Origin of the sequence: Xanthomonas sp. SS, assembly GCF_014236835.1 — a bacterium.
In the GTDB taxonomy this organism is placed as follows: Bacteria; Pseudomonadota; Gammaproteobacteria; order Xanthomonadales; family Xanthomonadaceae; genus Xanthomonas_A.
This window is the reverse complement of record NZ_CP051190.1, coordinates 530,372-553,782: the sequence shown is the minus strand read 5'-3', so window position 1 is coordinate 553,782 and position 23,411 is coordinate 530,372. Positions and strand designations below refer to the sequence as shown.

Sequence of the window (23,411 nt, the reverse complement as noted above, 5' to 3'; positions counted from 1 at the left end):
CAGATCAGACCGCGATGCACGATTAGCGTCGAGGCGGCGAGTAGCCGGCGACGCACTTGTCGCGTGAGCGCAGGGCACTCAGCTTGTGGCGAACGGTCATGCCGGCACGCCTTGGGAAACGCGCACGGCAGCCAGTGCCGAAGGCGCAGTACAGGAAAAGCGCGGCGTTGCAGCGCAGGACGAAGGGGTCGATTCGCGGTAGTGCATTGCCAACCTCTCCCATTCGTCGACCGCAGGCCAGATGGCGACGGCATGACTGCCGTGGCCGCATGCCGATGTCACATCCCCATCGGCTTCACAAACCTTCTACGCCAGGGTGGGATGGCTGTCAAGCATTCGCGGCGGTATGCGCGAAGCCGCATCCGCAGCAGGGAAACGCGCATAAAAAAAGCCCCGCCGAAGCGGGGCTCTCCTTGCGCGCGGCCTGCGCCGCGACACTGTCGCGCAAGCGATCGATCAGAACTTGTAGTTGACCGACGCCGCCAGCACGTTGCCGCTCACGTCGTAGCTGCCGATGAGCGTGTTGCCGGTCGCGGTGGTCGAGTTGATGCTCGGGTCGCTGGTGAACAGGTGGGTATAGCCGAAGCTGTACTCGGCCTGCTCGGACGGACGCCAGCTCAAACCCAGCGAGACCCACTTGCGGCTCGCGTCGGGCACGCGCACGTCGCGGTGCTCGTTGCTGGTCGGGGTTTCGTCGTAGGCCAGGCCGCCACGCAGGGTCAGCGTGTCGCTCATGCGGTAGTCGGCACCGATCGAGACGAAGGTGGTGTCGTTGTAGGCGAAGTTCAGCACGCTGTTCGGCTGGTTGTTCGCGAAGTCCACCGTCACCTGGTCGAACTTGCTCCAGGCGGTGCGGCTGACGTCGGCCATCACCGTCCACTGCTCGTTGATGTTGTGGGTGAAGCTGGCGGTCGCGCTGGCCGGCAGCGTGACCGTGGCGCGGCCCTTGGTGTCGACGAAGGTGCCCGGCGCGGCGACGGCCAGCACGGTGGCGGCGTTGGCCGGGGTGGTGAAGTCGGCGGTGCCGTCGGTGATCTTGTGCTCGACCTTCGAGCGGTAGCTGAAACCGATGTGGGTGTTCTCGTCGATGCTGAACAGGCCGCCCAGGGTGTAGCCGAAATCGGTGCTGTCGCCCTTGATGCGCGAGTAGCCATCGGCGCTGCCCGGCGCGAAGCCCGGCACGCGGCGCGCGGCCAGCACGCTGCCCAGATCGATCGCGTTGGACAGGTCGATGTCCAGGCGCTCGGCGAACACCGACGCGCCGAACGACACGTACGGGTTCACGTCGTAGGAGAAGGCGAGGTTGAGGTCGATCGCCTGCAGCTCGGTCTTGACGCCGTTGTAGCGGCCGACCCAGTCGCGGTCGTATTCGGTCTTGAAGCCGTACGGCACGGTCAGCGAGGTGCCGAAGTGCATGTTGTTGTTTTCGCCGAACGGCAGGTGGAAGTACACCGCCGGGACCGGCGCGATCGTGCCGGCATCGCCGCCGTTGCCGCCGGAGATCGCCGAGCCGGTGGCGTAGGTGCCGGTGCCGTCGTACTTGGCCGCGAACTGGATCGCGCTGACGTCGGCCTGGAACACCTTGCCGTCGAGCTGGCGCATGCCGGCCGGGTTGTTGGCGATGATCGAGGCGTCGCCGGGGGCGCTGCCGGAGCCGGCGAAGGCGCGGCCCAGGCCCTTGGCGCTGTTTTCCTTGAGCTGGAATGCGGCGCCGTGCGCCTGACCGATGGTCAGGGCGCCGACGATGCCGACGGCCAGGGCGGTGAAGCGGACGAACTGGGTTGCGTTTTGCATGGCTTGTTACTCTCCGGAAGACGAAAATGTCTGTGTTCGCGTCTGCGCATCCCAGCTGAGCAAGCCGGAAATGCGCGCCGGAGTCCCCTCCCGACATACGACGCCGTATGCAGTATACCCCGCTGCGTTAACCGAACAATAACAATACCGCCCGTTCAGTTTTGCCCAGAGTAGGCGTGCGTTCAGCCGGAGGGAGCCGGTATCGTTACGGGCCACGTTCCCCGGTACTGGCATGTTCGTCTCCATTCCCTCCCGCGACCGGACCACGCTGCGCTGGGCCACACCGTTGCTGTTCGCGGCGATGTGGCTGGCGTTCCTGTGGTCGATCAGCCGCCCCAACCAGGCCCGCGCCACGCTGTGGCTGGACTGGGGCGCGCTGTCGGCCGGCGTCGCCAGCCCGCGCGACTGGCTGGCGACGGTGCAGGACGGCAGCGTGCTGCGGCTGTTCACCGCCCTGTTCCTGCATGCGGACTGGTCGCACCTGCTCGGTAACCTGGTGTTCCTGCTGATCTTCGGCCTGCCCGCCGAGCGCGTGCTCGGGCCGTGGCGCTTCCTGCTGCTGTTCCTGGGCGGCGGCGCCCTCTCCAACCTGGCTGCGGTGTTCGCGATCGGCACCCCGGACCGGGTCATCATCGGCGCCAGCGGCGCGGTCTCGGCGCTGATCGGCACCTACCTGGCGCTGTTCCCGCGCGCCAAGCTCGGCGTGGTGCTGCCGCTGGGACTGTTCCTGGAATTCGTGCGTGCGCCGGCCTCGCTGCTGATCGGCACCTGGGCGGCGCTGCAGGTGGTGTTCGCCTACATCGGCCCGGCGTTCGGCATGGTCGCCTGGTCCGCGCACCTGACCGGCTTCACCCTCGGCATGGGGTACGGGCTGTACGTGCGCGCGGCGATCGCGCGGCGCCTGCGCAAGCGCAAGGGCTTTTGATCGGCCACGCCGCGGCGCGGGCGCGCTCTATACTTCGCGCATGGCCAAGTCCCTGTACAAAGTGACGTTCCTCAACCACGGCAAGGTGTACGAGTTGTACGCGCAGCACGTGGGCAGCAGTCACCTGTGGGGCTTCAGCGAGATCGGCGGGCTGGTGTTCGACCTGCACGACGGCCTGGTGGTCGATCCCACCGAAGAACGCCTGCGCGAGGAATTCGGCGACACCAAGATGCTGCACCTGCCGATGCAGAGCATCGTGCGTATCGAGGAAGTGGAAAAGAAAGGCCAGTCCGCGATCCGCGACGCGGCCACCGGCGAAAAGGTGATCACCCCGTTCCCGATGCCGGGCAAACCGCGCTGAGCGCATGCGGGTGAGAGTGCCGGTCAGCGCCGCGCCGCTATCGGCGCCCAGTGATTTTGTAGGAGCGGCTTCAGCCGCGACCGGACGTTACCGGTAACGCCCGGTCGCGGCTGAAGCCGCTCCTACAGTGGACAGCGTCCGGATCGAACTGCGCGGCGTGGTGCGACCGCCGCCGCCGCGTCAGTCGCCCGAAGGCGGCGTCGGCGTGTCGGTCTTGGGCGGATCGGCCTTCGGCGTCTCTGCGGCCGGCACATCGGCCTTGGGCACTTCGGTCTTCGGTGCCACGCTCTTGGGCGCGAGCGTCGCCGGCTTCGCCGCAGTCGGCGCAGCCGCCTTCGGCTTCGCCTTGGCCTGCTTGGCCGCGGTGGCCCTGGCCACCGAGCCGGGCTGCTTCAGTTCGGCCAGCGCCTGCGCGATCGGCGCGTCGCCGGGCAGCACGTCGCCGGCGCTATAGCCCTCGGCGCCTTCGTCGTCGCCGTGCAGGTGGCCGGGCAGCGTCGCTTCGCTGTAGTCGGCCAGCACCGCCGGCTTGTCCGCGTCCTGCTTGCTCTCTTCCGGACGCAGCACCACCTCCGGCACGATGCCGCTGGCCTGGATCGATTTGCCGCTGGGCGTGTAGTAGCGCGCCGTGGTCAGCTTGACCGAATCGCCGTTGTCCAGCGGCAGCACGGTCTGCACCGAGCCCTTGCCGAAGGTGCGACTGCCGACAATGCGCGCGCGCTTGTTGTCGCGCAGCGCACCGGCCAGCACTTCCGAGGCGCTGGCCGATCCGGCATCGACCAGCGCGACCATCGGCGCGCCGTTGAGCAGGTCGCCGGGCGTGGCGTCGAACTTGGAATCGCTGACCGAGATGCGCCCGCGCGTGGTCACGATGGTGCCCTTGTCGAGCAGGTCGTCGGCCACCTGCACCGCCGCGGTCAACAGGCCGCCGGGATTGCTGCGCAGGTCCAGCACCAGGCCGCGCAGCTTGCCGCCGGACTGCGCCTGCAACTGCTGCAGCTGCTTGTGGAAGTCCGCGCCGGTATCGGCCTGGAACGTGCTGATACGGATGTAGCCGTAACCCGGCTCGAGCATGCGGCTACGCACGCTGGCCACGCGGATGGTCTGCCGGGTCAGGGTCACGTCGAACGGCTTGTCCAGCTTCTCGCGGACGATGGTCAGCACCACCTTGCTGCCCGACTCGCCGCGCAACGGCTCCATCGCCTTGACCGCGCTGATCGGCTTGCCGTCGATGGCGACGATGATGTCGCCCGAGCGCACGCCGGCGCGCGCGGCCGGCGTGTCGTCGATCGGCGACACCACCTTCAGCGTGTTGTCCGGCAGCTGCAGCAGTTCCACGCCGATGCCGTCGTAGGCGCCGGTGGCCTGTTCGTCGAAGGCCTCGGCGTCTTCCTTGCTGAAATAGGTACTGTGCGGATCCAGGTCGAGCAGCAGGCCGCGGATCGCCGACTGCATCAGTTTCTTGTCGTCGACCGGATCGACGTAGGCTTCCTTCACCGCGTTGTACACCGCCACGTAGCGGCGGATCTCGTCCAGCGGCACGCGCGAGGTGGCCGATTCGGTGGCATCCGGATCGTCGGCGCTGGCGGTGGGGGCCGAAGGCGTCTGTTCGCCGGCGCTCTGCGCCATCGACGGCAGCGGCGCCAGAGCAAGCAACAGGGCAGCGGACAGAACTACGCGCATGAAGCACTCCGATTAGGGGATGGCCTGCGCCGTGCACGGCGCAGCTGTCCGGATTATGCGCGAAGCCAGGCTAAATTCGCGTTGAATGCCCCGGCGCGGCGGCCCTCAGCGCCGTTGCAGCCACGACGACGGATCCACCGGCTGACCGTTGCGGCGCAATTCGAAATACAGCGCCGGGCGCCCCTGGCCGCCGGAATTGCCGACCTTGGCCACCGCATCGCCGCGCTTGACCCGCGCGCCGGGATCGCGCAACAGCGTGTCGTTGTGCGCGTACAGGCTCATGTAGCCGTTGCCGTGGTCCACGATCAGGATCATGCCGTAACCGGTCATCCAGTCGGAGAACACCACCGTGCCGTCGGCCACGGCGGTGATCGTGCTGCCGGCCGGCGCGGCGATCAGCACGCCGTTGCTGGTGCGGCCATCGGGCAGCTTGCCGCCGTAGCGCGCGATCAGATCGCCGGACAGCGGCCAGCCCAGGCCGCCGACCTTCAGCGCCGGCGCCGAGGCCACCACCTTGGGCGGCACCTTGCTGCCGCCGCGCGACGGATTCTTCGCCGCGGCCTTGGCCTGCGCGGCCTGCTCGGCCGCCGCGCGCTTGGCGGCGGCACGCCGCTCGGCCTCGGCCCGCGCCGCCGCCGCGCGCAGATTGGCCAGCAACGTTTCCAGCGCCTTGGCGTCCTGGCCCAGCGCCTTCTCGCGCTCGCTGCGGTCCTGGTAGCGCTCGTCCAGTTCGGACACCAGGCTGGCGCGCTGCTTGCGGTCGCGCTGCAGCGCCGCCGCCTGTTCCTGCTGCTGGCGCTGCGCCGCGCTGAGCTGTTGCCGCTTTGCCGCGACCTCGCGCTGCACCTGTTCCAGCGCCTGCAGCTCATGGGTCAGCGTGGCGATGCGCTGCGCGCGCTCGCGCTGCAGATAGCGGTGATAGGCCAGCAAGCGGTTGGCGTCGGCCACCCGGTCCTGCGCCAGCAGCAGCTTCAATGGCGCATTGCCGCCGATCGCATAGGCCGCGCGCAGCAGCTGCGCCAGTTCGGCACGCTGCCGCACCAGGCCGTTGCGCAGCGTGTCGCGCTTGCGCTCCAGTTCGGCCAGGGTCTGCTGGTGCTGCTGCAGCGCCTGCTGGGTCTGCGCCAGGCTGCGCCCGGTGGTGGCCACCTTCTCGTCGGCATCGCGCAGCTGGCGCGCGGCATCGCCGCGCTTGCCTTCCAGTTCGCGCCGCTCCTCGGCCACGCTCTTCAGCTCGCCGCGCACCTTCTCCAGCCGGCGCTCGGCCTCGCGCGGGTTCTGCGCAAGGGCCAGGGTCGCGATCAGCAGCAGCACCGTCCCCGCCAGCCACCTCGTTGCCGCGTGCCCAGGCGCGCGCAGGCGCCGCCCCGGCACGGTAGGCGAGGCGGAGCGCAACGAAGCGGAGGCGGTTGCGGGCAAGGGCTGGTCCAATGACTTCAGGCAGGTGCGGATTGTAGCGAAGCGTGTTGTGATCGCCGCACAAGTAGGTGCCGCGACTGGCCGGCGTCCGGAGGTGGGTGATGAAGCGTACGCATGTATCGGTCCTGTTGGCGCTGGCCCTGGCCGCCGGCCCTGCCCTGGCCGCAGAAGGCATCAGCAAGGTCAACGGCAGCATCACCGCCGAATCCGGCAAGCAGTACGGCGACCTGGAAACCGTGAACGGCGGCATCACCGTCGAATCCGGCGCCAGCGTCGGCGACGTGGAAACCGTCAACGGCGGCCTCAAGATCGCCGACAACGCGCAGACCGGCGGCCTGTCCACCGTCAACGGCGGCATCCGCGTGGGCTCGCAGGTGCAGATTTCCAAGTCCATCGAGACGGTCAACGGCGGCATCTTCGTCGACCGCGGCGGGCGCATCGGCGGCAGTGTGGAAAGCGTCAACGGCAGCATCGGCCTGGTCGCCACGCAACTGGAAGGCGGCATCGAGACGGTCAACGGCGACATCACCGTCGGCCGCGACTCGCACCTCGGCGGCGGCATCGAGATCAAGAAGCCGAGCTTCAGCATCTCGTTCAAGCCGACGCGCAAGCCGCGCATCATCATCGGCCCGCGCGCGGTGATCGACGGCCCGCTGCATTTCGAGCGCGACGTGACCCTGTACGTGCACCGCAGCGCGAAGACCGGCCCGATCAGCGGCGCCACCGCGCAGCCGTTCGACGGCGACACCGCGCCGGAGAATTGATCCGGCCGCGCCGCACGCACTGCCGGCGGCGCGCGTGCGGGACTTGCCTATAGAATCGGGATTCCTCACACCCCAGGAGCCCCCATGTCCCGCAAGCTTGTGCTGTGCCTGGCCGCCGCGGCCGCGCTGACCGCGTGCAAGCGCGAGACGCCGGCCCCGGCCACCGATGCCGCGCCGCCCGCGCCCGCTCCGGTGGCCGCCGCGGGCCACGCCTTTTCTCCCGACATCACGCCGGCCGACTTCGGCGAACTGGTCAAGACCCTGTCCTCGGACACGTTCGAAGGCCGCGGCCCCGGCACGGCGGGCGAAGAGAAGACGGTCTCCTATATCCGCGATCAGATGCAGCGCATCGGCCTGCAGCCGGGCAACGGCGACAGCTGGTTCCAAGACGTGGCGATGACCGAGACCACGGCCGACCCGACCACCACGCTGAAGCTGGAGCAGAACGGCAAGCCGCGCGAACTGAAGTTCGGCACCGACATGGTGATCGGCACCCGTACCGGCCAGACCGAGGTCAAGATCGACGCCAGCGACATGGTGTTCGTCGGCTACGGCGTGGACGCGCCCGAGCAGAAGTGGAACGACTACGCCGACCAGGACTGGAAGGGCAAGACGGTGGTGATGTTCGTCAACGACCCCGGCTTCCACACCGAGGACGGCGCGCTGTTCGAAGGCAAGCGCATGACCTACTACGGGCGCTGGACCTACAAGTTCGAGGAAGCCGCGCGCAAGGGCGCGGCCGCCGCGCTGATCGTGCACGACACCCCCGGCGCCAGCTACGGCTGGGACGTGGTGAAGAACTCCTGGTCCGGCGCGCAGTACGACCTGCCGGCCAAGGACGACCCGGAACCGCGCATCCCGGCACAGGGCTGGATCACCGCGCAGGCCGCCAAGCAGCTGTTCGCCGACGCCGGACTGGATCTGGACCAGGCCTACAAGGACGCGAGCAAGCGCGGCTTCAAGCCGGTGCCGCTGAAGGCCAAGCTGTCGGTAGACCTGAAGAGCACGATTTCCGAGAAGAAATCGCGCAACGTGGTCGGCGTGCTGCCCGGCGGCAGCCGTGCCGACGAAGCGGTGCTGTACATGGCGCACTGGGACCACCTAGGCAAGCACGAGGGCGAGAGCGGCGACAACATCTACAACGGTGCGGTCGACAACGCGACCGGCGTCGCCGGCATCCTCGAAATCGCCGACGCGTTCGTGCACCAGCAACCGAAGCCGGAACGCTCGGTGGTGTTTCTCGCAGTGACGCTGGAGGAGTCGGGCCTGCTCGGTTCCAAGTACTACGTCGCCCACCCGACCTTCCCGTTGAACAAGATCGCCGGCGTCATCAACCTCGATGCGATGCCGGTCACCGGTCGCGCCAAGGACCTGGTGGTCAACGGTTTCGGCAGCTCCGAACTGGAGGACCTGCTCAAGCCGATCGCCGCCGCGCAGGGCCGCGTGCTGCATGCCGAATCCTCGCCACAGAGCGGCTTCTACTTCCGCTCCGATCACTTCAACTTCGCCAAGGCCGGCGTGCCGGCGCTGTACATCGATGGCGGCGAAGATCTGGTCGACGGTGGCATCGATGCCGGCAAGCGCGCTGCCGAGGACTACGGCAAGCACCGCTACCACACGCCCGCCGACCAGTACGATCCGGCGACCTGGAAGCTCGACGGGGTGATGGACGACCTGCAGGCCGTCTACGGCGTCGGCAAGGGATTGGCCGCGGGCGACGCGTGGCCCAACTGGTATCAGGACAATCCGTTCAAGGCCGCCCGCGACAGCATGATGGGCAATGCCAAGCAGGCGCCGGCCACGCCTGGCAAATGATCGGCTGACGCGTTCTTGCGATGTCACGACAACGGCGCTGCGGCGCCGTTGTCGTTTCATCCCGTTCCGCCGGCTTTCCTATCTCCGCTGATGCCCGACGCTCCGCTTCCCTGTAAGAGCGGCTTCAGCCGCGACAGGCATTTACCGGTGTGGCCTGTTGCAACGGATGGGGCCTTGGTCTCTCCAAGCGTTGCCCTACACGTTACGTTGCCTTTAACCATGGAAAAGCAAGGCGCTCCAACGCGAGGTCATCGCACACGACGCGCATAAAAAAACGCCTGGGCACTCGCGTGCCCAGGCGTATCGTCGAACATTGCGCATCGATCGCGCATGGCCGACCGCATCCTCGCGCGGCCGGCCACGCCGCATCAAGCGGCCTGCTTGGCATTCTCCAGGCTGGCCATGTCGATGACGAAACGATACTTCACGTCGCCCTTGAGCATGCGCTCGTAGGCCTCGTTGATCTGCGCCATCTCGATCGTCTCGATGTCCGACACGATGCCGTGCTTTGCGCAGAAATCGAGCATTTCCTGGGTCTCGCGGATGCCGCCGATCAGCGAGCCGGCCAACTGCCGGCGCTTCATGATCAGGTTGAACACTGTCGGCGACGGATGCGGCTCGGCGGGCGCGCCGACCAGCGTCATCGTGCCGTCGCGCTTGAGCAAGGTCAGGAAGGCATCCAGGTCATGCGAGGCAGCGACGGTATTGAGGATGAAGTCGAAGCTGTTGGTGTGCGCCGCCATCTCCTCCGGCAGCTTGGACACCACCACTTCGTCGGCGCCCAGACGCAGCGCATCCTCCTTCTTGTTCGCCGAGGTCGTGAACAGCACCACATGCGCTCCCATCGCGTGCGCGATCTTCACGCCCATATGGCCGAGACCGCCCAGGCCGACGATGCCGACCTTCTTGCCCGGCCCCACCTTCCAGTGGTTCAGCGGCGAATAGGTGGTGATACCGGCGCACAGCAGCGGCGCCACCGCGGCCAGGTCCTTTTCGGCATGGCGGATCTGCAGCACGTACTTCTGGTCGACCACGATATGGTCGGAGTAACCGCCATAGGTGTTCTCGCCACCGAACATCGGGCCGTTGTAGGTGCCGACGAAGCCGTTTTCGCAATACTGCTCTTCGCCGTCCGCGCAGGACGCGCAATGCCGGCAGCTATCGACCATGCAACCGACACCGGCCAAGTCGCCGACCTTGAAGGCCTCGACCTGGTCGCCGACCGCGGTCACCCGCCCGACGATCTCATGTCCCGGCACGGACGGGTATTGGGTGTTCTGCCATTCGTTGCGCGCCGTATGCAGGTCGGAATGGCAAACGCCGCAGTAGAGGATCTCGATGCTGACGTCCTGCGGCCCGGTCGCACGGCGCTCGAACGCGTAAGGGGTCAGCGGCTGATCGGACGCCAGTGCGGCGTATCCATTGGCTTGGCTCATGGGAGAGTTCTCTCGTGACGGGGGAAGGGGTAGCGGCGCTCCGATGTCGTCGGAGCCGACAGCGCAGGTCAAAGCCGGCTGGCGCAGCAGTCGAAAAGTCTAAGCCGCGGTGCATTAAAAGCGCGCATCGCTGATGGAACGGAGCGAACCATCGTGGCGGGCAGGCTAGCGAACCGGGGACGCCGTCGCCGGATCGCTCGGATCGATCTCAAGGGCAAGCGTCGAGCGCGAGGACCATATCGATCTGGAGCACACAACGGCAATGGAAGACCGAAGCCCAAGCGGAGGATGGACGCGTAATGCGTACTTATCCATGCCGTTGGAGCTGGAAGCGTACGCAACGCAGAAACGAGAGCACCGCTGAAACCGGCCTGCCACGATTAAGAAGCACGAAACAATGGAAACGGAGATTCGGCGTAGCGCCGAGTTGGCGTCCGGCCCCTGCAAGCATAGGTCTCCGGCATCCGATTCCAAACATGGCGCTGCAGACGCCTCAGGTCGGCCAGCACGATCGGCACACGCGGCGGTCGCATTTACGCGGAAGGTGTGCCGTCGAAGCTGAGCGAAGCCGAGATACGGGCATCGCTGACGACGGCAGGTTACACGCAGGTGCACGATGTGAAGTACGACGACGGTTTGTGGGAGGCGCGGGCGCACAGCGCGACGGGGGAGCGGGTGGAGGTGTACGCGGACCGGGTAGATGGAAGCGTGGTGAGCGCGGAGCGGGACTGAGATGTTGGTTTACTGAGGTGTTGCCGCTTTTTTTGCGCCCAATAAAAAATCCCCGTCCTTGTGGGACGGGGATTTGGGGTAAAGCCCCTGGCGATGACCTACTCTCGCATGGCTTGAGCCACACTACCATCGGCGCAGCTGCGTTTCACTTCCGAGTTCGGGATGGGATCGGGTGGTTCCACAGCGCTAATTTCACCAGGGAGACGGTTGGAGTGTCGCCGATCATCGGTCGCTTCATGGACCTGCATTGAGCAGGATTAGAAGGGACGGCAGATGGCGCCAGCCTCTCATAGGGTGTGACGTAGCGAGCATTTGGATAGCTATCGACGTGTTGTCGCGCTAAGGGTTGCTTTTTGAGGAAGCAACTTGAGGTTATATGGTCAAGCCGCACGGATCATTAGTATCAGTTAGCTCAATGCATTGCTGCACTTACACACCTGACCTATCAACCACGTAGTCTACATGGTTCCTTAAGGGGGCTTGTGCCCCGGGAAGTCTCATCTTGAGGCGCGCTTCCCGCTTAGATGCTTTCAGCGGTTATCGCTTCCGAACATAGCTACCCGGCAATGCCACTGGCGTGACAACCGGAACACCAGAGGTTCGTCCACTCCGGTCCTCTCGTACTAGGAGCAGCCCCTCTCAAACTTCCAACGCCCATGGCAGATAGGGACCGAACTGTCTCACGACGTTCTGAACCCAGCTCGCGTACCACTTTAAATGGCGAACAGCCATACCCTTGGGACCGACTACAGCCCCAGGATGTGATGAGCCGACATCGAGGTGCCAAACACCGCCGTCGATATGAACTCTTGGGCGGTATCAGCCTGTTATCCCCGGAGTACCTTTTATCCGTTGAGCGATGGCCCTTCCATACAGAACCACCGGATCACTAAGACCTACTTTCGTACCTGCTTGATCCGTCGATCTTGCAGTCAAGCACGCTTATGCCTTTGCACACAGTGCGCGATGTCCGACCGCGCTGAGCGTACCTTCGTGCTCCTCCGTTACTCTTTAGGAGGAGACCGCCCCAGTCAAACTACCCACCATACACGGTCCCCGATCCGGATTACGGACCTAGGTTAGAACGTCAAGCACGACAGGGTGGTATTTCAAGGATGGCTCCACTGCAGCTAGCGCCACAGTTTCATAGCCTCCCACCTATCCTACACAGACGAACTCAACGTTCAGTGTAAAGCTATAGTAAAGGTTCACGGGGTCTTTCCGTCTTGCCACGGGAACGCTGCATCTTCACAGCGATTTCAATTTCACTGAGTCTCGGGTGGAGACAGCGCCGCTGTCGTTACGCCATTCGTGCAGGTCGGAACTTACCCGACAAGGAATTTCGCTACCTTAGGACCGTTATAGTTACGGCCGCCGTTTACTGGGGCTTCGATCAAGAGCTTCGCCTTGCGGCTGACCCCATCAATTAACCTTCCAGCACCGGGCAGGCGTCACACCCTATACGTCCACTTTCGTGTTTGCAGAGTGCTGTGTTTTGATAAACAGTCGCAGCGGCCTGGTTTCTGCGACCCTCTTCAGCTATAGCTCGCATGAGCCACCAAAAGGGTGCACCTTCTCCCGAAGTTACGGTGCCATGTTGCCTAGTTCCTTCACCCGAGTTCTCTCAAGCGCCTGAGAATTCTCATCCTACCCACCTGTGTCGGTTTACGGTACGGTCTGCGTAAGCTGAAGCTTAGGAGCTTTTCCTGGAAGCGTGGTATCAGTGACTTCGTCTAAAAGACTCGTCTCGGTGCTCGGTCTTAAAGGATCCCGGATTTGCCAAAGATCCAAACCTACCGCCTTTCCCCGGACAACCAACGCCCGGTACACCTAACCTTCTCCGTCCCTCCATCGCACTTACGCGAGGTGCAGGAATATTAACCTGCTTCCCATCGACTACGGCTTTCGCCCTCGCCTTAGGGGCCGACTCACCCTGCGCCGATTAACGTTGCGCAAAGGAAACCTTTGGGCTTTCGGCGTGCGGGTTTTCACCCGCATTATCGTTACTCATGTCAGCATTCGCACTTCCGATACCTCCAGCAGACTTCTCAATCCACCTTCAACGGCTTACGGAACGCTCCTCTACCGCGCATCGCTTATCGCGATGCACCCCAAGCTTCGGTTCACTGCTTAGCCCCGTTAAATCTTCCGCGCAGACCGACTCGACCAGTGAGCTATTACGCTTTCTTTAAAGGGTGGCTGCTTCTAAGCCAACCTCCTGGCTGTCTGTGCCTTTCCACATCGTTTTCCACTTAGCAGTGAATTTGGGACCTTAGCTGTGGGTCTGGGTTGTTTCCCTTTTCACGACGGACGTTAGCACCCGCCGTGTGTCTCCCGGATAGTACGTACTGGTATTCGGAGTTTGCAATGGTTTGGTAAGTCGCGATGACCCCTAGCCATAACAGTGCTCTACCCCAGCAGTATTCGTCCGAGGCGCTACCTAAATAGCTTTCGAGGAGAACCAGCTATCTCCGGGTTCGATTAGCTTTTCACTCCTAATCACACCTCATCCCCTACCTTTGCAACGGGGTGGGTTCGGGCCTCCAGTCAGTGTTACCTGACCTTCACCCTGGGCATGACTAGATCACCCGGTTTCGGGTCTACTGCCCGCGACTATGCGCCCTTATCAGACTCGGTTTCCCTTCGCCTCCCCTATACGGTTAAGCTTGCCACGAACAGTAAGTCGCTGACCCATTATACAAAGGTACGCAGTCACTCTTGCGAGCTCCTACTGCTTGTACGCACACGGTTTCAGGATCTATTTCACTCCCCTCTCCGGGGTTCTTTTCGCCTTTCCCTCACGGTACTGGTTCACTATCGGTCGGTCAGGAGTATTTAGCCTTGGAGGATGGTCCCCCATATTCAGACAGGGTTTCACGTGCCCCGCCCTACTCGTCTTCACTGGAATGGCCCTTTTAAATACAGGGCTATCACCTTCTATGGCCAACCTTTCCAGGTTGTTTTTCTAGAACCATACCAGCTTAAGGGCTAGTCCCCGTTCGCTCGTCACTACTTAGGGAATCTCGGTTGATTTCTTTTCCTCCGGTTACTTAGATATTTCAGTTCACCGGGTTCGCTTCCAGCAGCTATGTATTCACTGCAGGATACTGCCGAAGCAGTGGGTTTCCCCATTCGGACATTGCCGGATCAAAGCTTGTTGCCAGCTCCCCGACACTTTTCGCAGGCTGCCACGTCCTTCATCGCCTCTGACCGCCAAGGCATCCACCGTGTGCGCTTATTCGCTTGACCATATAACCTGAAGTTGCCTCCAAGCTATGCTGAGTCCGGGGTACAAAGCCCGACGCGAACTATAACGACTCAATTTCTAGGGACTCGAGGTCCCCGCCTTAGCCACAACGACACGTCAAGATAGTTTGATCTCAAACGCTCGCTACGTCACAAATTTTAAAAGAACATACCCCAGCCTCAATGCTGGCGCATCTTAAATTCTTAGTGTGCTTATACATTCAGAGTGGTGGGTCTGGGAGGACTCGAACCACCGACCTCACCCTTATCAGGGTGCGCTCTAACCACCTGAGCTACAGACCCAAAGTCTTTGCTCCTGCAGTTCCCCTAGACAGTCCGCACATGGATGTGCGGGCGTTTGCAGAGGATCTGCAAATCTGGTGGAGCCAGTCGGGATCGAACCGACGACCCCCTGCTTGCAAAAGCAGGTGCTCTCCCAGCTGAGCTATGGCCCCGAAATCGGGGTGCCCCGCCCTGTGGCGGAACTCTCTGAATGCAGGTTACTTGTGAGGACGCCTGTAGGCGTAGTTGTCTTGCTCAAAGGAGGTGATCCAGCCGCACCTTCCGATACGGCTACCTTGTTACGACTTCACCCCAGTCATCGGCCACACCGTGGCAAGCGCCCTCCCGAAGGTTAAGCTACCTGCTTCTGGTGCAACAAACTCCCATGGTGTGACGGGCGGTGTGTACAAGGCCCGGGAACGTATTCACCGCAGCAATGCTGATCTGCGATTACTAGCGATTCCGACTTCATGGAGTCGAGTTGCAGACTCAATCCGGACTGAGATTAGGTTTCTGGGATTGGCTTACTCTCGCGAGTTTGCAGCCCTCTGTCCTAACCATTGTAGTACGTGTGTAGCCCTGGTCGTAAGGGCCATGATGACTTGACGTCATCCCCACCTTCCTCCGGTTTGTCACCGGCGGTCTCCTTAGAGTTCCCACCATTACGTGCTGGCAACTAAGGACAAGGGTTGCGCTCGTTGCGGGACTTAACCCAACATCTCACGACACGAGCTGACGACAGCCATGCAGCACCTGTCTCACGGTTCCCGAAGGCACCAATCCATCTCTGGAAAGTTCCGTGGATGTCAAGACCAGGTAAGGTTCTTCGCGTTGCATCGAATTAAACCACATACTCCACCGCTTGTGCGGGCCCCCGTCAATTCCTTTGAGTTTCAGTCTTGCGACCGTACTCCCCAGGCGGCGAACTTAACGCGTTAGCTTCGATACTGCGGTGCCAAGTTGCACCCAACATCCAGTTCGCATCGTTTAGGGCGTGGACTACCAGGGTATCTAATCCTGTTTGCTCCCCACGCTTTCGTGCCTCAGTGTCAGTGTTGGTCCAGATGGCCGCCTTCGCCACAGATGTTCCTCCCGATCTCTACGCATTTCACTGCTACACCGGGAATTCCGCCATCCTCTACCACACTCTAGTTGCCCAGTATCCACTGCAATTCCCAGGTTGAGCCCAGGGCTTTCACAACGGACTTAAACAACCACCTACGCACGCTTTACGCCCAGTAATTCCGAGTAACGCTTGCACCCTTCGTATTACCGCGGCTGCTGGCACGAAGTTAGCCGGTGCTTATTCTTTGGGTACCGTCAGAACAATCGGGTATTAACCGACTGCTTTTCTTTCCCAACAAAAGGGCTTTACAACCCGAAGGCCTTCTTCACCCACGCGGCATGGCTGGATCAGGCTTGCGCCCATTGTCCAATATTCCCCACTGCTGCCTCCCGTAGGAGTCTGGACCGTGTCTCAGTTCCAGTGTGGCTGATCATCCTCTCAGACCAGCTACGGATCGTCGCCTTGGTGGGCCTTTACCCCGCCAACTAGCTAATCCGACATCGGCTCATCTATCCGCGCGAAGCCCGAAGGTCCTCCGCTTTCACCCTAAGGTCGTATGCGGTATTAGCGTAAGTTTCCCTACGTTATCCCCACGAAAAGGTAGATTCCGATGTATTCCTCACCCGTCCGCCACTCGCCACCCATGGTATTGCTACCACTGTGCTGCCGTTCGACTTGCATGTGTTAGGCCTGCCGCCAGCGTTCACTCTGAGCCAGGATCAAACTCTTCACTTAAAATTACAGACCCGAAGGTCAATACTTTGAATATGCAGAGTTCAAACCAAGCTTACGTATCGCTTGCTTAGCAATTGATTTGTTGCTCTTGATTCGAACGTCTGCAAGATGGACATACTTCCACCTGCAGGCGCCCTCACAAGTTACCTGCGCACACTGTCAAAGAACTTTGGGGCCGGCCTCAGCGCCTTTCCCGTTTCACCGCGACGTTTCCGTCGTAGCGAGCCGCCCATTATAGCGGACTTTTTCTTTCCGTCAACACCTCGTTTCGGAGGCTTCGACGCCGGCTTCGCTTCAAACCCGTAGGCTTTCCGCTGAACCGAGCCGCCCATCATAGCGGCTTTTTTGTTGCCGTCAATACCTTTTTGAGGAGGTTTTTGACGACCCCGCCGCGTTGCTGTTGCGTTGCCGCAAGGCGTTGCGTCGGGGGAGGGAAAGTATGGCTGCAAACCCGCCGCTTGGGAAGGGGGTGTGAAAGATTTTTTCACTGCGCCGTCGCAATACGCGCCGATGCGATGCACATCACTAATAAGGACGCAGCTTGCAGCCCAGGCTCTACTACTACTTAAGGCTGTCACTGCAGGCGATGGCGGCGCTCGGCCGCCATCCTGCTCAGGCCAAGACCAGGCGCACCCGCGCAAAGGTGCGCTTGCCGACCTGCAACACGCCTTCGAATCCGGGCACGAAGCTGTGCTGCGGGTCTTCCACCACCTCGCCCTCCACCCGGACCGCGCGCTCCTTGAGCTTGCGGCTGGCCTCGGAGTTGCTGGCGGTCAGCCCGGCGGCGGTCAGCAGCGCGGCGATGCGCAGGCCTTCCGCCGGCACCGCCACGTCCTGCAGCGGCAATGCGCTGGTGTCGCCCTGCCCGGTCACCACCGCATGCCAGCCGACGATGGCCTGCTCGGCCGCCGCGGCGTCGTGAAAGCGCGTGGTCAGCTCGCGGGCCAGGCGCAGCTTCACTTCGCGCGGGTGCAATGCGCCGGCCTGCACCTGCCGCTTCAGTTCCTGCGCTTCGCTCAGGCTTATGTCGAAGGACAGCAGTTCGATCCAGCGCCACATCAGCTCGTCGCCGATCTTCATGGTCTTGGTGACGATGTCGATCGCCGGCTCGCTGATGCCGATGTAGTTGCCCAGCGACTTGGACATCTTGTTGACCCCGTCCAGGCCCTCCAGCAGCGGCATGGTCAGCACGATCTGCGCCGCCTGCCCGTAATGCTCCTGCAGGCCACGCCCCATCAGCAGGTTGAACTTTTGGTCGGTGCCGCCCAGTTCAACGTCGGCCTTCAAGGCCACCGAATCGTAGCCCTGCACCAGCGGATACAGGAATTCGTGGATGGCGATGGACTGCTGCGCGGCATAGCGCTTGGCGAAGTCGTCGCGCTCGAGCATGCGCGCCACCGTGTGCTGGCCGGCCAGGCGGATCATGTCGGCCGCGCTCATCTGCCCGAACCACTCCGAGTTGAAGCGCACTTCGGTGCGCTCGCGGTCCAGCACCTTGAACACCTGCTCCTCGTAGGTGCGCGCGTTGGCGAGCACGTCCTCGCGGGTCAGCGGCTTGCGGGTGACGTTCTTGCCGGTGGGGTCGCCGATCATGCCGGTGAAGTCGCCGATCAGGAAAATCACCTGGTGGCCCAGTTGCTGGAACTGACGCATCTTGTTCAGCAACACGGTATGGCCGATGTGCAGGTCGGGCGCGGTCGGGTCGAAGCCGGCTTTCACGCGCAACGGGCGACCGGTACGCAGCCGCGCTTCCAGTTCTTCGCGCTTGAGGATTTCGTCGGCACCGCGGCCGATCAGGGCAAGAGACTCTTCAATCGTGGACAAAACGGAACTCCGACGGGTTGCCGCCAGGCAACATGAATGACGTTAAGTGCGAGTTAACTGCGCATCCGGCGAAAACCTGAGCCGGTTCAATGGTTTGACGCGCTGTTGATCGGTGTTTATGGTAGCCGAGTTTTGAGCTCGCGCTTCGGGCTCATGAGGAAGCCTTGATGCAGAACAGCGAAACCGAACAGGAACGCGCGCGCAAGCAGCGCTTCCAGCAACGTCTCCATGTGCTTCACGACACCGCACTGCATCGACAGCTGACGCAGCACTTCCCCGCCGGCCGCTGGACCCGCCGCCACTGGATCCACGCCAGCCTGTTCGCCACCATCGGCGCGCTGGTGGCCACGATCGTGCCCGGCTTCTCCAATGCGATCGACGTGCCGCTGCAGACCACGCACGCGACCCTGGCGCTGCCATTGCCGCCGATTTCGCTGGCACAGCAGCAGGGAGTGGCCGGCGACAGCTGGCAGGTAGTGCGGATCCAGCCCGGGCAGACCCTGGGCGCGGTGTTCGAACAGCTCGACATCCCGGCCACGGTGATGCACCAGGTGCTGGACCACCCCGGCACGCGCGAGGCGCTGACCAAGCTGCGCCCCGGCGCCGAGATCGGCTTCGACCTGCCGGTGGCCGGCAGCCTGCGCGGGATCCGCTTCGACCGCGACGCCACCCATCGCGTGGAACTGTCGCTGCTCGGCGACGACATCCGCGAGAAGGTGACCGAGCGCGAGACCAGCACCCGCACCGCGGTCATCAGCGGCGAAATCACCAGCTCGCTGTACGTGGCCGCGCGCAAGGCGGGGCTGTCGCCGTCGGCGATCGCGACGATGACCGACGAGATCTTCAAGTACGACATCGACTTCGACAAGGACCTGCAGCCGGGCGACCGCTTCAGCGTGGTGATGGACGAGACCTGGCGCGAAGGCGAGCGGATCGACACCAGCAAGATCCTGGCGGCGACCTTCACCACCCGCGGTAAGACCTACAGCGGCTTCCGCTTCGAGCGCGACGGCAAGCCGGCCGAGTACTTCGACGTCAGCGGGCGGCCGCTGAAGAAGAGCTTCATCCGCATGCCGGTGTCCTACAGCCGGATCAGCTCGACCTTCGGCGCGCGCAAGCATCCGGTACTGGGCACCATGCGCATGCACAAGGGCATCGACTACGCGGCGCCCTCGGGCACGCCGATCATGGCCGCCGGCGATGCGCGGGTGCAGTTCGTCGGCACCCAGCGCGGCTACGGCAACGTGGTGATCCTGGATCACGGCAAGGGCTACAGCACGCTGTACGGGCACATGTCGCGCTTCGGCGGGATCAAGGCCGGCCAGCGCATCAACCAGGGCACGGTGATCGGCTTCGTCGGCATGACCGGCATGGCCACCGGCCCGCACCTGCACTACGAATTCCGCGTGGACGGGGTGCAGCGCAATCCGGCCTCGGTGACGATGCCGCCGCCGACGCCGCTGGCCGGCACCGAGCTGGCCGCGTTCCGTGCGCAGACCTCGCCCGCGCTGGCGCGCATCCAGCGCGTGGAGAAGCTGATCTACGCCGACGCCGCACCGGCGAAGGGCGACGCCCCGGCGAAGAAGAAGAAGACTGTCGCCTCGGCCAAGTCGGCGCAGTCCAGCGACGCCGGCTGAGCCGCGTACCTGCCTCGCCACGGCGGCGCGGATTGACGCGCCGCCGCCGCTCGCCCACGCTGCGGCGCTGACGCTGCCTGGTGCCTTGCAATGCCCGATCCGATCGCACTCGACGACGAAGCCCTGTTCCTCGGCCTGATGTCCGGCACCAGCGCCGATGGCATCGACGCCGCGCTGGTGCGCTTCGGCGCCGATGGCCAGGCGCAGCTGCGCCTCGGCCGTACCTACGCCTGGGCACCCCGCCAGCGCGAGGCGTTGATCGCACTGGGCGAAGGCGGCGACATCGATTCGCTGGATACGCTGGGCCGGCTCGATGCGGAAGTGGCGATCGCCTTCGCCGAGGCCGCGCTGCGCCTGCTTGAGGAAGCCGGCGTCGCGCCTGCGCAGGTCCGCGCGATCGGTTCGCACGGGCAGACCGTGCGCCATCGGCCGCTGGCCGATCCCGCCTTCACCTGGCAACTGGGCGACGGCAACCGCATCGCCGAGCTGACCGGCATCGCCACGGTGTGCGACTTCCGCCGCCGCGACGTCGCCGCCGGCGGCCATGGCGCGCCGCTGATGCCGGCCTTCCACGCGGCGATGCTCGGCGCGGCGCACGAGGACCGCGCGGTGCTGAACCTGGGCGGGATCGGCAACCTGACGTTGCTGCCGGCGCACGGCAGCGTGCGCGGGTTCGACACCGGCCCGGCCAACGCGCTGCTCGATGCCTGGTGCCAGCGCCATCTGGGCCAGCCCTACGATGCCGGCGGCGCCTTCGCCGCCAGCGGCCAGGTCGACGACGGCCTGCTGCAGCGCTTGCTGGCCGATCCCTGGTTCGCGCTGGCCCCGCCCAAGAGCACTGGGCGCGAGCAGTTCCACCTGCGCTGGGTGGATGCGCTGCTGGAGCCGGCCGCGCATCCGGCCGCGGCGGTGCAGGCGACCCTGCTGGAACTGACCGCGGCCACCGTGGTCGATGCGCTGCTGGCGCAGCAGCCGGCGACCCGGCAATTGCTGGTCTGCGGCGGTGGCGTGCACAACCCGCTGTTGCTGGCGCGGCTGCAGGCGCGGCTGCCGGGCGTGCAGGTGCTGTCCACGCAGGCGCTGGGCCTGGATCCGGATTACGTGGAAGCGATGGGCTTCGCCTGGCTGGCAAGGCAGACCCTGGCCGGCTTGCCCGGCAACCTGCCTTCGGTCAGCGGCGCACGCGGGCCGCGCATCCTCGGCGCGATCCACCTGGCCTGACGAAGGCGGCACCGCTCGGCGCCATGCGCGCCGACACGCGACTCAGAAGCCGGCACCGGCCGGCAGTTCGCGCAACGCGGCGATCGCGTCGGACAAGGCATCCACCTCCGGATTCTCGAAGCCGCTGCGCACCTCGTGCTCGCTGGCGAACAAACCCTGTTCGATCAGGTTCAGCACGGTCTGGTGCTGGGTCCAGCCGCGGGCCACGGCGATGCGGCGGATCCGATCGACCAGGATGGGGTCGATGTCGCGCAACAGCAGATCGGTCATGCGGACTCCCGAGCGGACGGCGGCGCGCCCCAGGCGCCGCCATGCATCATCCGCAAGTCCGGGCGGGCTTTCAATCCGCCTGCGGCGCGGCGGGCGCCGATTGTTCGCGGATCCGCGGCCACAGCCAAGCCAGCAGCAGCAGGGTCGGGATCACCGTGAACGCGCTGAGCACGAAGAAGGTGCTGTAGGACGTGGCTTCCACGATGTAGCCGGAAGCGCCGCCGACGAACTTGCCCGGCAGGTTGGCCAGCGACACCAGCAGCGCGTACTGGGTAGCGGTGAAGTTGCGGTCGGTCAGCGACGACATGAACGCGACCAGCACGGTGCCGGCGAAGCCCTGGAACAGGTTGTCGGCGCTGAGCGCGGCATAGAACGACCACAATTGCCCGGGATGGTGGGCCATCAGCAGGAACGCCAGGTTCGACAGCGCCACGCCCAGCGCGGCGACGAACAGCATGCGCCGGAAGCCGAACGCCGCCACCGCCAAGCCGCCGGCGAAGGCGCCGGCGATGCCCATCCACACTCCGAACAATTTGGAGACGGTGGCGATGTCGGCCTTGCTGAAGCCCGAATCCAGGTAGAACGGCCCGGACATCACCCCGATCACCTGGTCGGGGAACTTGAACAGGCCCACGAACAGCAGCAGCCCCAGGCCCAGCGCCAGACCGTTGCTGGTGAAGAAGCTGGAGATCGGCTGCCAGAACGCGCCGACCACGTCGATCTTGCGCACCACCGTGGACGCCGGCACTTCAGGTTCGCGGCACAGCAAGGTGGTGGCGATCGGCAGCAGCATCAGCCCGGCCATCACCAGATAGGCCAGGGTCCAGTCGCCGAACTGGGCCAGGTACAGCGCGCCGGCGCCGGACAGGATCAGGCCGATGCGGTAGCCGAAGGTGTAGGTCGCGGCGAGCGCGGCCTGCGCCGAGGCCGGGGCGATCTCGATCCGGTACGCATCGACCACCGAATCCTGGGTGGCGCCGGCGAAGGAGGCGATCAGCACCCACAGCACCAGCCCGCCGATGCTCAGTTCCGGGCGCATCAGCGCCAGCGCCGCCAGGCCGATCGTGACCCCCAGCTGCGACACCAGCAGCCACGAGCGGCGCCGGCCCAGGAACGCGACCAGCGGGAACGGATAGCGGTCCAGCAGCGGCGCCCACAGGAACTTGAGCAGGTAGAAGAAGCTGGCCAGGCTGATCAGGCCGATGCTGCCCAGGTCCAGGCCGACGTCGCGCAGGCGCGTGGACAGGGTCTGCGAAGCGATCAACAGGAACGGCAGGCCGCTGCCGAAGCCGAGCAGGGCCATCGTCGCCGCCGACGGCGTGGCGAAGGCGCGCTTGATCCCGGCCCAGCCCTTGTAGGACGCCGGCGCGGACGCGGCCGGGCTCATTCGCGGTAATCCACCACGAACGGCGCATGGTCGGAGAAGCGCTGCGCGGTGTAGATCGCGCAGCCCTGCAGGCGCTCGCGCAGCGACGGAGTGACGAACTGGTAGTCGATGCGCCAACCCACGTCGTTGGCGCGCGCGGCGCCGCGGTTGCTCCACCAGGTGTAGTCCTGGCCGTCGGGATGCAGCGCGCGGTAGGCGTCGACCCAGCCGCGGCCGCTGGCCGCGTCGGCGTCTTCGGCGCGATCGGCGCACAGGCCGTTGAGCCAGTCGCGCTCGGCCGGCAGGCAGCCGGAATTCTTCTGGTTGGACTTCCAGTTCTTGATGTCCAGCGCCGAGCGCACGATGTTCCAGTCGCCGCACAGCACGTAGTCGCGGCCGCTGGCAAGCCATTCGTCCAGGATCGGCCGCAGCCAGTCCATGACCTGGAACTTGTAGCCCTGGCGCAGTTCGCCCGACGAGCCGGAGGGGATGTAGAACGAGACCACGCTCAGGTTGCCGAAGCGCGCTTCCAGGTAGCGGCCCTCTTCGTCGAACTCGGGCCAGCCCAGCGCGGTGCGCACTTCGTCGGGCTCGCGCTTGCTATAAATGGCCACGCCGCTGTAGCCCTTCTTGGTGCTGGCATCGCGGAACCAGACGCGGTAGCCGTCCGGCAGGAACGCCGGCCCGGCCAGCTGATGCTCCTGCGCCTTGGTCTCCTGCACGCACAGCACATCGGCGTGCTGGCTGGAAAACCACTCGAAGAAGCCCTTGGTGGCGGCCGAACGCAGGCCGTTGGCGTTGAAGCTGATGATGCGCATGGATGAAGAGCCGGGAT

The 23,411-nt window shown here is 64.4% G+C and carries 15 protein-coding genes, 2 tRNA genes and 3 rRNA genes; 7 read left to right on the top strand and 13 right to left on the bottom strand.

The window, feature by feature from the left end; translation table 11 throughout:
* Positions 1-456 precede the first annotated feature (456 nt).
* A complete protein-coding gene (locus HEP74_RS02465; protein WP_185815040.1) occupies positions 457-1,794 on the bottom strand; it encodes an outer membrane protein transport protein in 1,338 nt (445 codons plus the stop codon).
* Positions 1,795-2,026: 232 nt separating this feature from the next.
* Here HEP74_RS02465 and HEP74_RS02460 point away from each other — a divergent pair, with 232 nt between their 5' ends.
* Together HEP74_RS02460 and HEP74_RS02455 are read left to right on the top strand one after the other, a co-directional pair.
* On the top strand, positions 2,027-2,719 hold the full coding sequence (locus HEP74_RS02460) for a rhomboid family intramembrane serine protease (RefSeq protein ID WP_009605019.1): 693 nt from the start codon (positions 2,027-2,029) through the stop codon (positions 2,717-2,719).
* 40 nt (positions 2,720-2,759) lie between these two features.
* A complete protein-coding gene (locus tag HEP74_RS02455; protein WP_142742976.1) occupies positions 2,760-3,080 on the top strand; it encodes a DUF1820 family protein in 321 nt (106 codons plus the stop codon).
* 180 nt (positions 3,081-3,260) lie between these two features.
* Here HEP74_RS02455 and HEP74_RS02450 read toward each other — a convergent pair whose 3' ends face one another.
* Positions 3,261-4,763 carry a S41 family peptidase gene (locus HEP74_RS02450; protein ID WP_185815039.1) on the bottom strand — a complete coding sequence of 501 codons (1,503 nt, stop codon included), beginning with the start codon at positions 4,761-4,763 and terminating at the stop codon, positions 3,261-3,263.
* Between the two features lie 105 nt (positions 4,764-4,868).
* Positions 4,869-6,122, bottom strand: a complete 1,254-nt coding sequence (locus HEP74_RS02445) for a murein hydrolase activator EnvC family protein (RefSeq protein WP_255427940.1) — start codon at positions 6,120-6,122, stop codon at positions 4,869-4,871.
* A gap of 161 nt (positions 6,123-6,283) precedes the next feature.
* On the opposite strand from HEP74_RS02445, the gene HEP74_RS02440 reads away from it, so the two are divergent.
* Together HEP74_RS02440 and HEP74_RS02435 are read left to right on the top strand one after the other, a co-directional pair.
* A complete protein-coding gene (locus HEP74_RS02440) occupies positions 6,284-6,946 on the top strand; it encodes a DUF4097 family beta strand repeat-containing protein (RefSeq protein ID WP_185815038.1) in 663 nt (220 codons plus the stop codon).
* An 84-nt stretch (positions 6,947-7,030) separates the two neighbouring features.
* Positions 7,031-8,761 (top strand): M28 family metallopeptidase, encoded by a 1,731-nt coding sequence (locus HEP74_RS02435; protein WP_185815037.1) that lies wholly within the window; start codon positions 7,031-7,033, stop codon positions 8,759-8,761.
* Positions 8,762-9,129: 368 nt separating this feature from the next.
* Here HEP74_RS02435 and HEP74_RS02430 read toward each other — a convergent pair whose 3' ends face one another.
* Entirely contained in the window at positions 9,130-10,197 is a 1,068-nt protein-coding gene (locus HEP74_RS02430; protein ID WP_185815036.1) for an NAD(P)-dependent alcohol dehydrogenase, read from the bottom strand.
* A gap of 546 nt (positions 10,198-10,743) precedes the next feature.
* On the opposite strand from HEP74_RS02430, the gene HEP74_RS02425 reads away from it, so the two are divergent.
* Positions 10,744-10,929, top strand: coding sequence for a PepSY domain-containing protein (locus HEP74_RS02425; protein ID WP_185815035.1), 186 nt, complete (start codon positions 10,744-10,746; stop codon positions 10,927-10,929).
* Positions 10,930-11,014: 85 nt separating this feature from the next.
* On the opposite strand, the gene rrf is transcribed toward HEP74_RS02425, so the two are convergent.
* From rrf to tyrS, 6 genes are all read right to left on the bottom strand, one after another.
* A 5S ribosomal RNA gene (gene rrf, locus HEP74_RS02420) occupies positions 11,015-11,129 on the bottom strand.
* A 176-nt stretch (positions 11,130-11,305) separates the two neighbouring features.
* Positions 11,306-14,178 (bottom strand): 23S ribosomal RNA (locus HEP74_RS02415).
* Between the two features lie 224 nt (positions 14,179-14,402).
* Positions 14,403-14,478, bottom strand: a tRNA-OTHER gene (locus HEP74_RS02410).
* A gap of 75 nt (positions 14,479-14,553) precedes the next feature.
* A tRNA-Gln gene (locus HEP74_RS02405) sits at positions 14,554-14,630 on the bottom strand.
* 84 nt (positions 14,631-14,714) lie between these two features.
* Positions 14,715-16,258: ribosomal RNA gene (locus HEP74_RS02400) — 16S ribosomal RNA — on the bottom strand.
* Together the 16S, 23S and 5S rRNA genes with 2 tRNA genes alongside form the textbook arrangement of a ribosomal RNA operon.
* Before the next feature lie 612 nt (positions 16,259-16,870).
* Entirely contained in the window at positions 16,871-18,082 is a 1,212-nt protein-coding gene (gene tyrS, locus HEP74_RS02395) for a tyrosine--tRNA ligase (RefSeq protein ID WP_185815034.1), read from the bottom strand.
* A 167-nt stretch (positions 18,083-18,249) separates the two neighbouring features.
* Between tyrS and HEP74_RS02390 the strand changes: the two genes are divergently transcribed.
* Both HEP74_RS02390 and HEP74_RS02385 read left to right on the top strand, forming a co-directional pair.
* Positions 18,250-19,719, top strand: coding sequence for a M23 family metallopeptidase (locus HEP74_RS02390; RefSeq protein ID WP_185815033.1), 1,470 nt, complete (start codon positions 18,250-18,252; stop codon positions 19,717-19,719).
* 90 nt (positions 19,720-19,809) lie between these two features.
* Positions 19,810-20,940, top strand: coding sequence for an anhydro-N-acetylmuramic acid kinase (locus HEP74_RS02385; protein ID WP_185815032.1), 1,131 nt, complete (start codon positions 19,810-19,812; stop codon positions 20,938-20,940).
* A gap of 42 nt (positions 20,941-20,982) precedes the next feature.
* Here the strand turns inward: HEP74_RS02385 and HEP74_RS02380 are convergent, their stop codons facing one another.
* The 3 genes from HEP74_RS02380 to HEP74_RS02370 form a co-directional block, all read right to left on the bottom strand.
* Entirely contained in the window at positions 20,983-21,210 is a 228-nt protein-coding gene (locus tag HEP74_RS02380) for a hypothetical protein (RefSeq protein WP_104558896.1), read from the bottom strand.
* A 70-nt stretch (positions 21,211-21,280) separates the two neighbouring features.
* Positions 21,281-22,597, bottom strand: a complete 1,317-nt coding sequence (locus HEP74_RS02375; RefSeq protein WP_185815031.1) for an AmpG family muropeptide MFS transporter — start codon at positions 22,595-22,597, stop codon at positions 21,281-21,283.
* Complete coding sequence (locus HEP74_RS02370; protein WP_185815030.1) at positions 22,594-23,394, bottom strand: exodeoxyribonuclease III; 801 nt, start codon at positions 23,392-23,394, stop codon at positions 22,594-22,596. The genes HEP74_RS02375 and HEP74_RS02370 overlap by 4 nt, the downstream gene beginning before the upstream one ends.
* Positions 23,395-23,411 lie beyond the last annotated feature (17 nt).

What these genes read in the sequence shown, in the direction of transcription:
- HEP74_RS02385 (WP_185815032.1), top strand. Translation starts at nt 19,810, where the DNA reads ATGCCCGATCCGATCGCACTCGACGACGAAGCCCTGTTCCTCGGCCTG.
- HEP74_RS02390 (WP_185815033.1), top strand. Translation starts at nt 18,250, where the DNA reads ATGCAGAACAGCGAAACCGAACAGGAACGCGCGCGCAAGCAGCGCTTC.
- HEP74_RS02370 (WP_185815030.1), bottom strand. Translation starts at nt 23,394, where the DNA reads ATGCGCATCATCAGCTTCAACGCCAACGGCCTGCGTTCGGCCGCCACC.
- HEP74_RS02440 (WP_185815038.1), top strand. Translation starts at nt 6,284, where the DNA reads ATGAAGCGTACGCATGTATCGGTCCTGTTGGCGCTGGCCCTGGCCGCC.
- HEP74_RS02455 (WP_142742976.1), top strand. Translation starts at nt 2,760, where the DNA reads ATGGCCAAGTCCCTGTACAAAGTGACGTTCCTCAACCACGGCAAGGTG.
- HEP74_RS02465 (WP_185815040.1), bottom strand. Translation starts at nt 1,794, where the DNA reads ATGCAAAACGCAACCCAGTTCGTCCGCTTCACCGCCCTGGCCGTCGGC.
- HEP74_RS02460 (WP_009605019.1), top strand. Translation starts at nt 2,027, where the DNA reads ATGTTCGTCTCCATTCCCTCCCGCGACCGGACCACGCTGCGCTGGGCC.
- HEP74_RS02450 (WP_185815039.1), bottom strand. Translation starts at nt 4,763, where the DNA reads ATGCGCGTAGTTCTGTCCGCTGCCCTGTTGCTTGCTCTGGCGCCGCTG.
- HEP74_RS02375 (WP_185815031.1), bottom strand. Translation starts at nt 22,597, where the DNA reads ATGAGCCCGGCCGCGTCCGCGCCGGCGTCCTACAAGGGCTGGGCCGGG.
- HEP74_RS02430 (WP_185815036.1), bottom strand. Translation starts at nt 10,197, where the DNA reads ATGAGCCAAGCCAATGGATACGCCGCACTGGCGTCCGATCAGCCGCTG.
- HEP74_RS02435 (WP_185815037.1), top strand. Translation starts at nt 7,031, where the DNA reads ATGTCCCGCAAGCTTGTGCTGTGCCTGGCCGCCGCGGCCGCGCTGACC.
- HEP74_RS02380 (WP_104558896.1), bottom strand. Translation starts at nt 21,210, where the DNA reads ATGACCGATCTGCTGTTGCGCGACATCGACCCCATCCTGGTCGATCGG.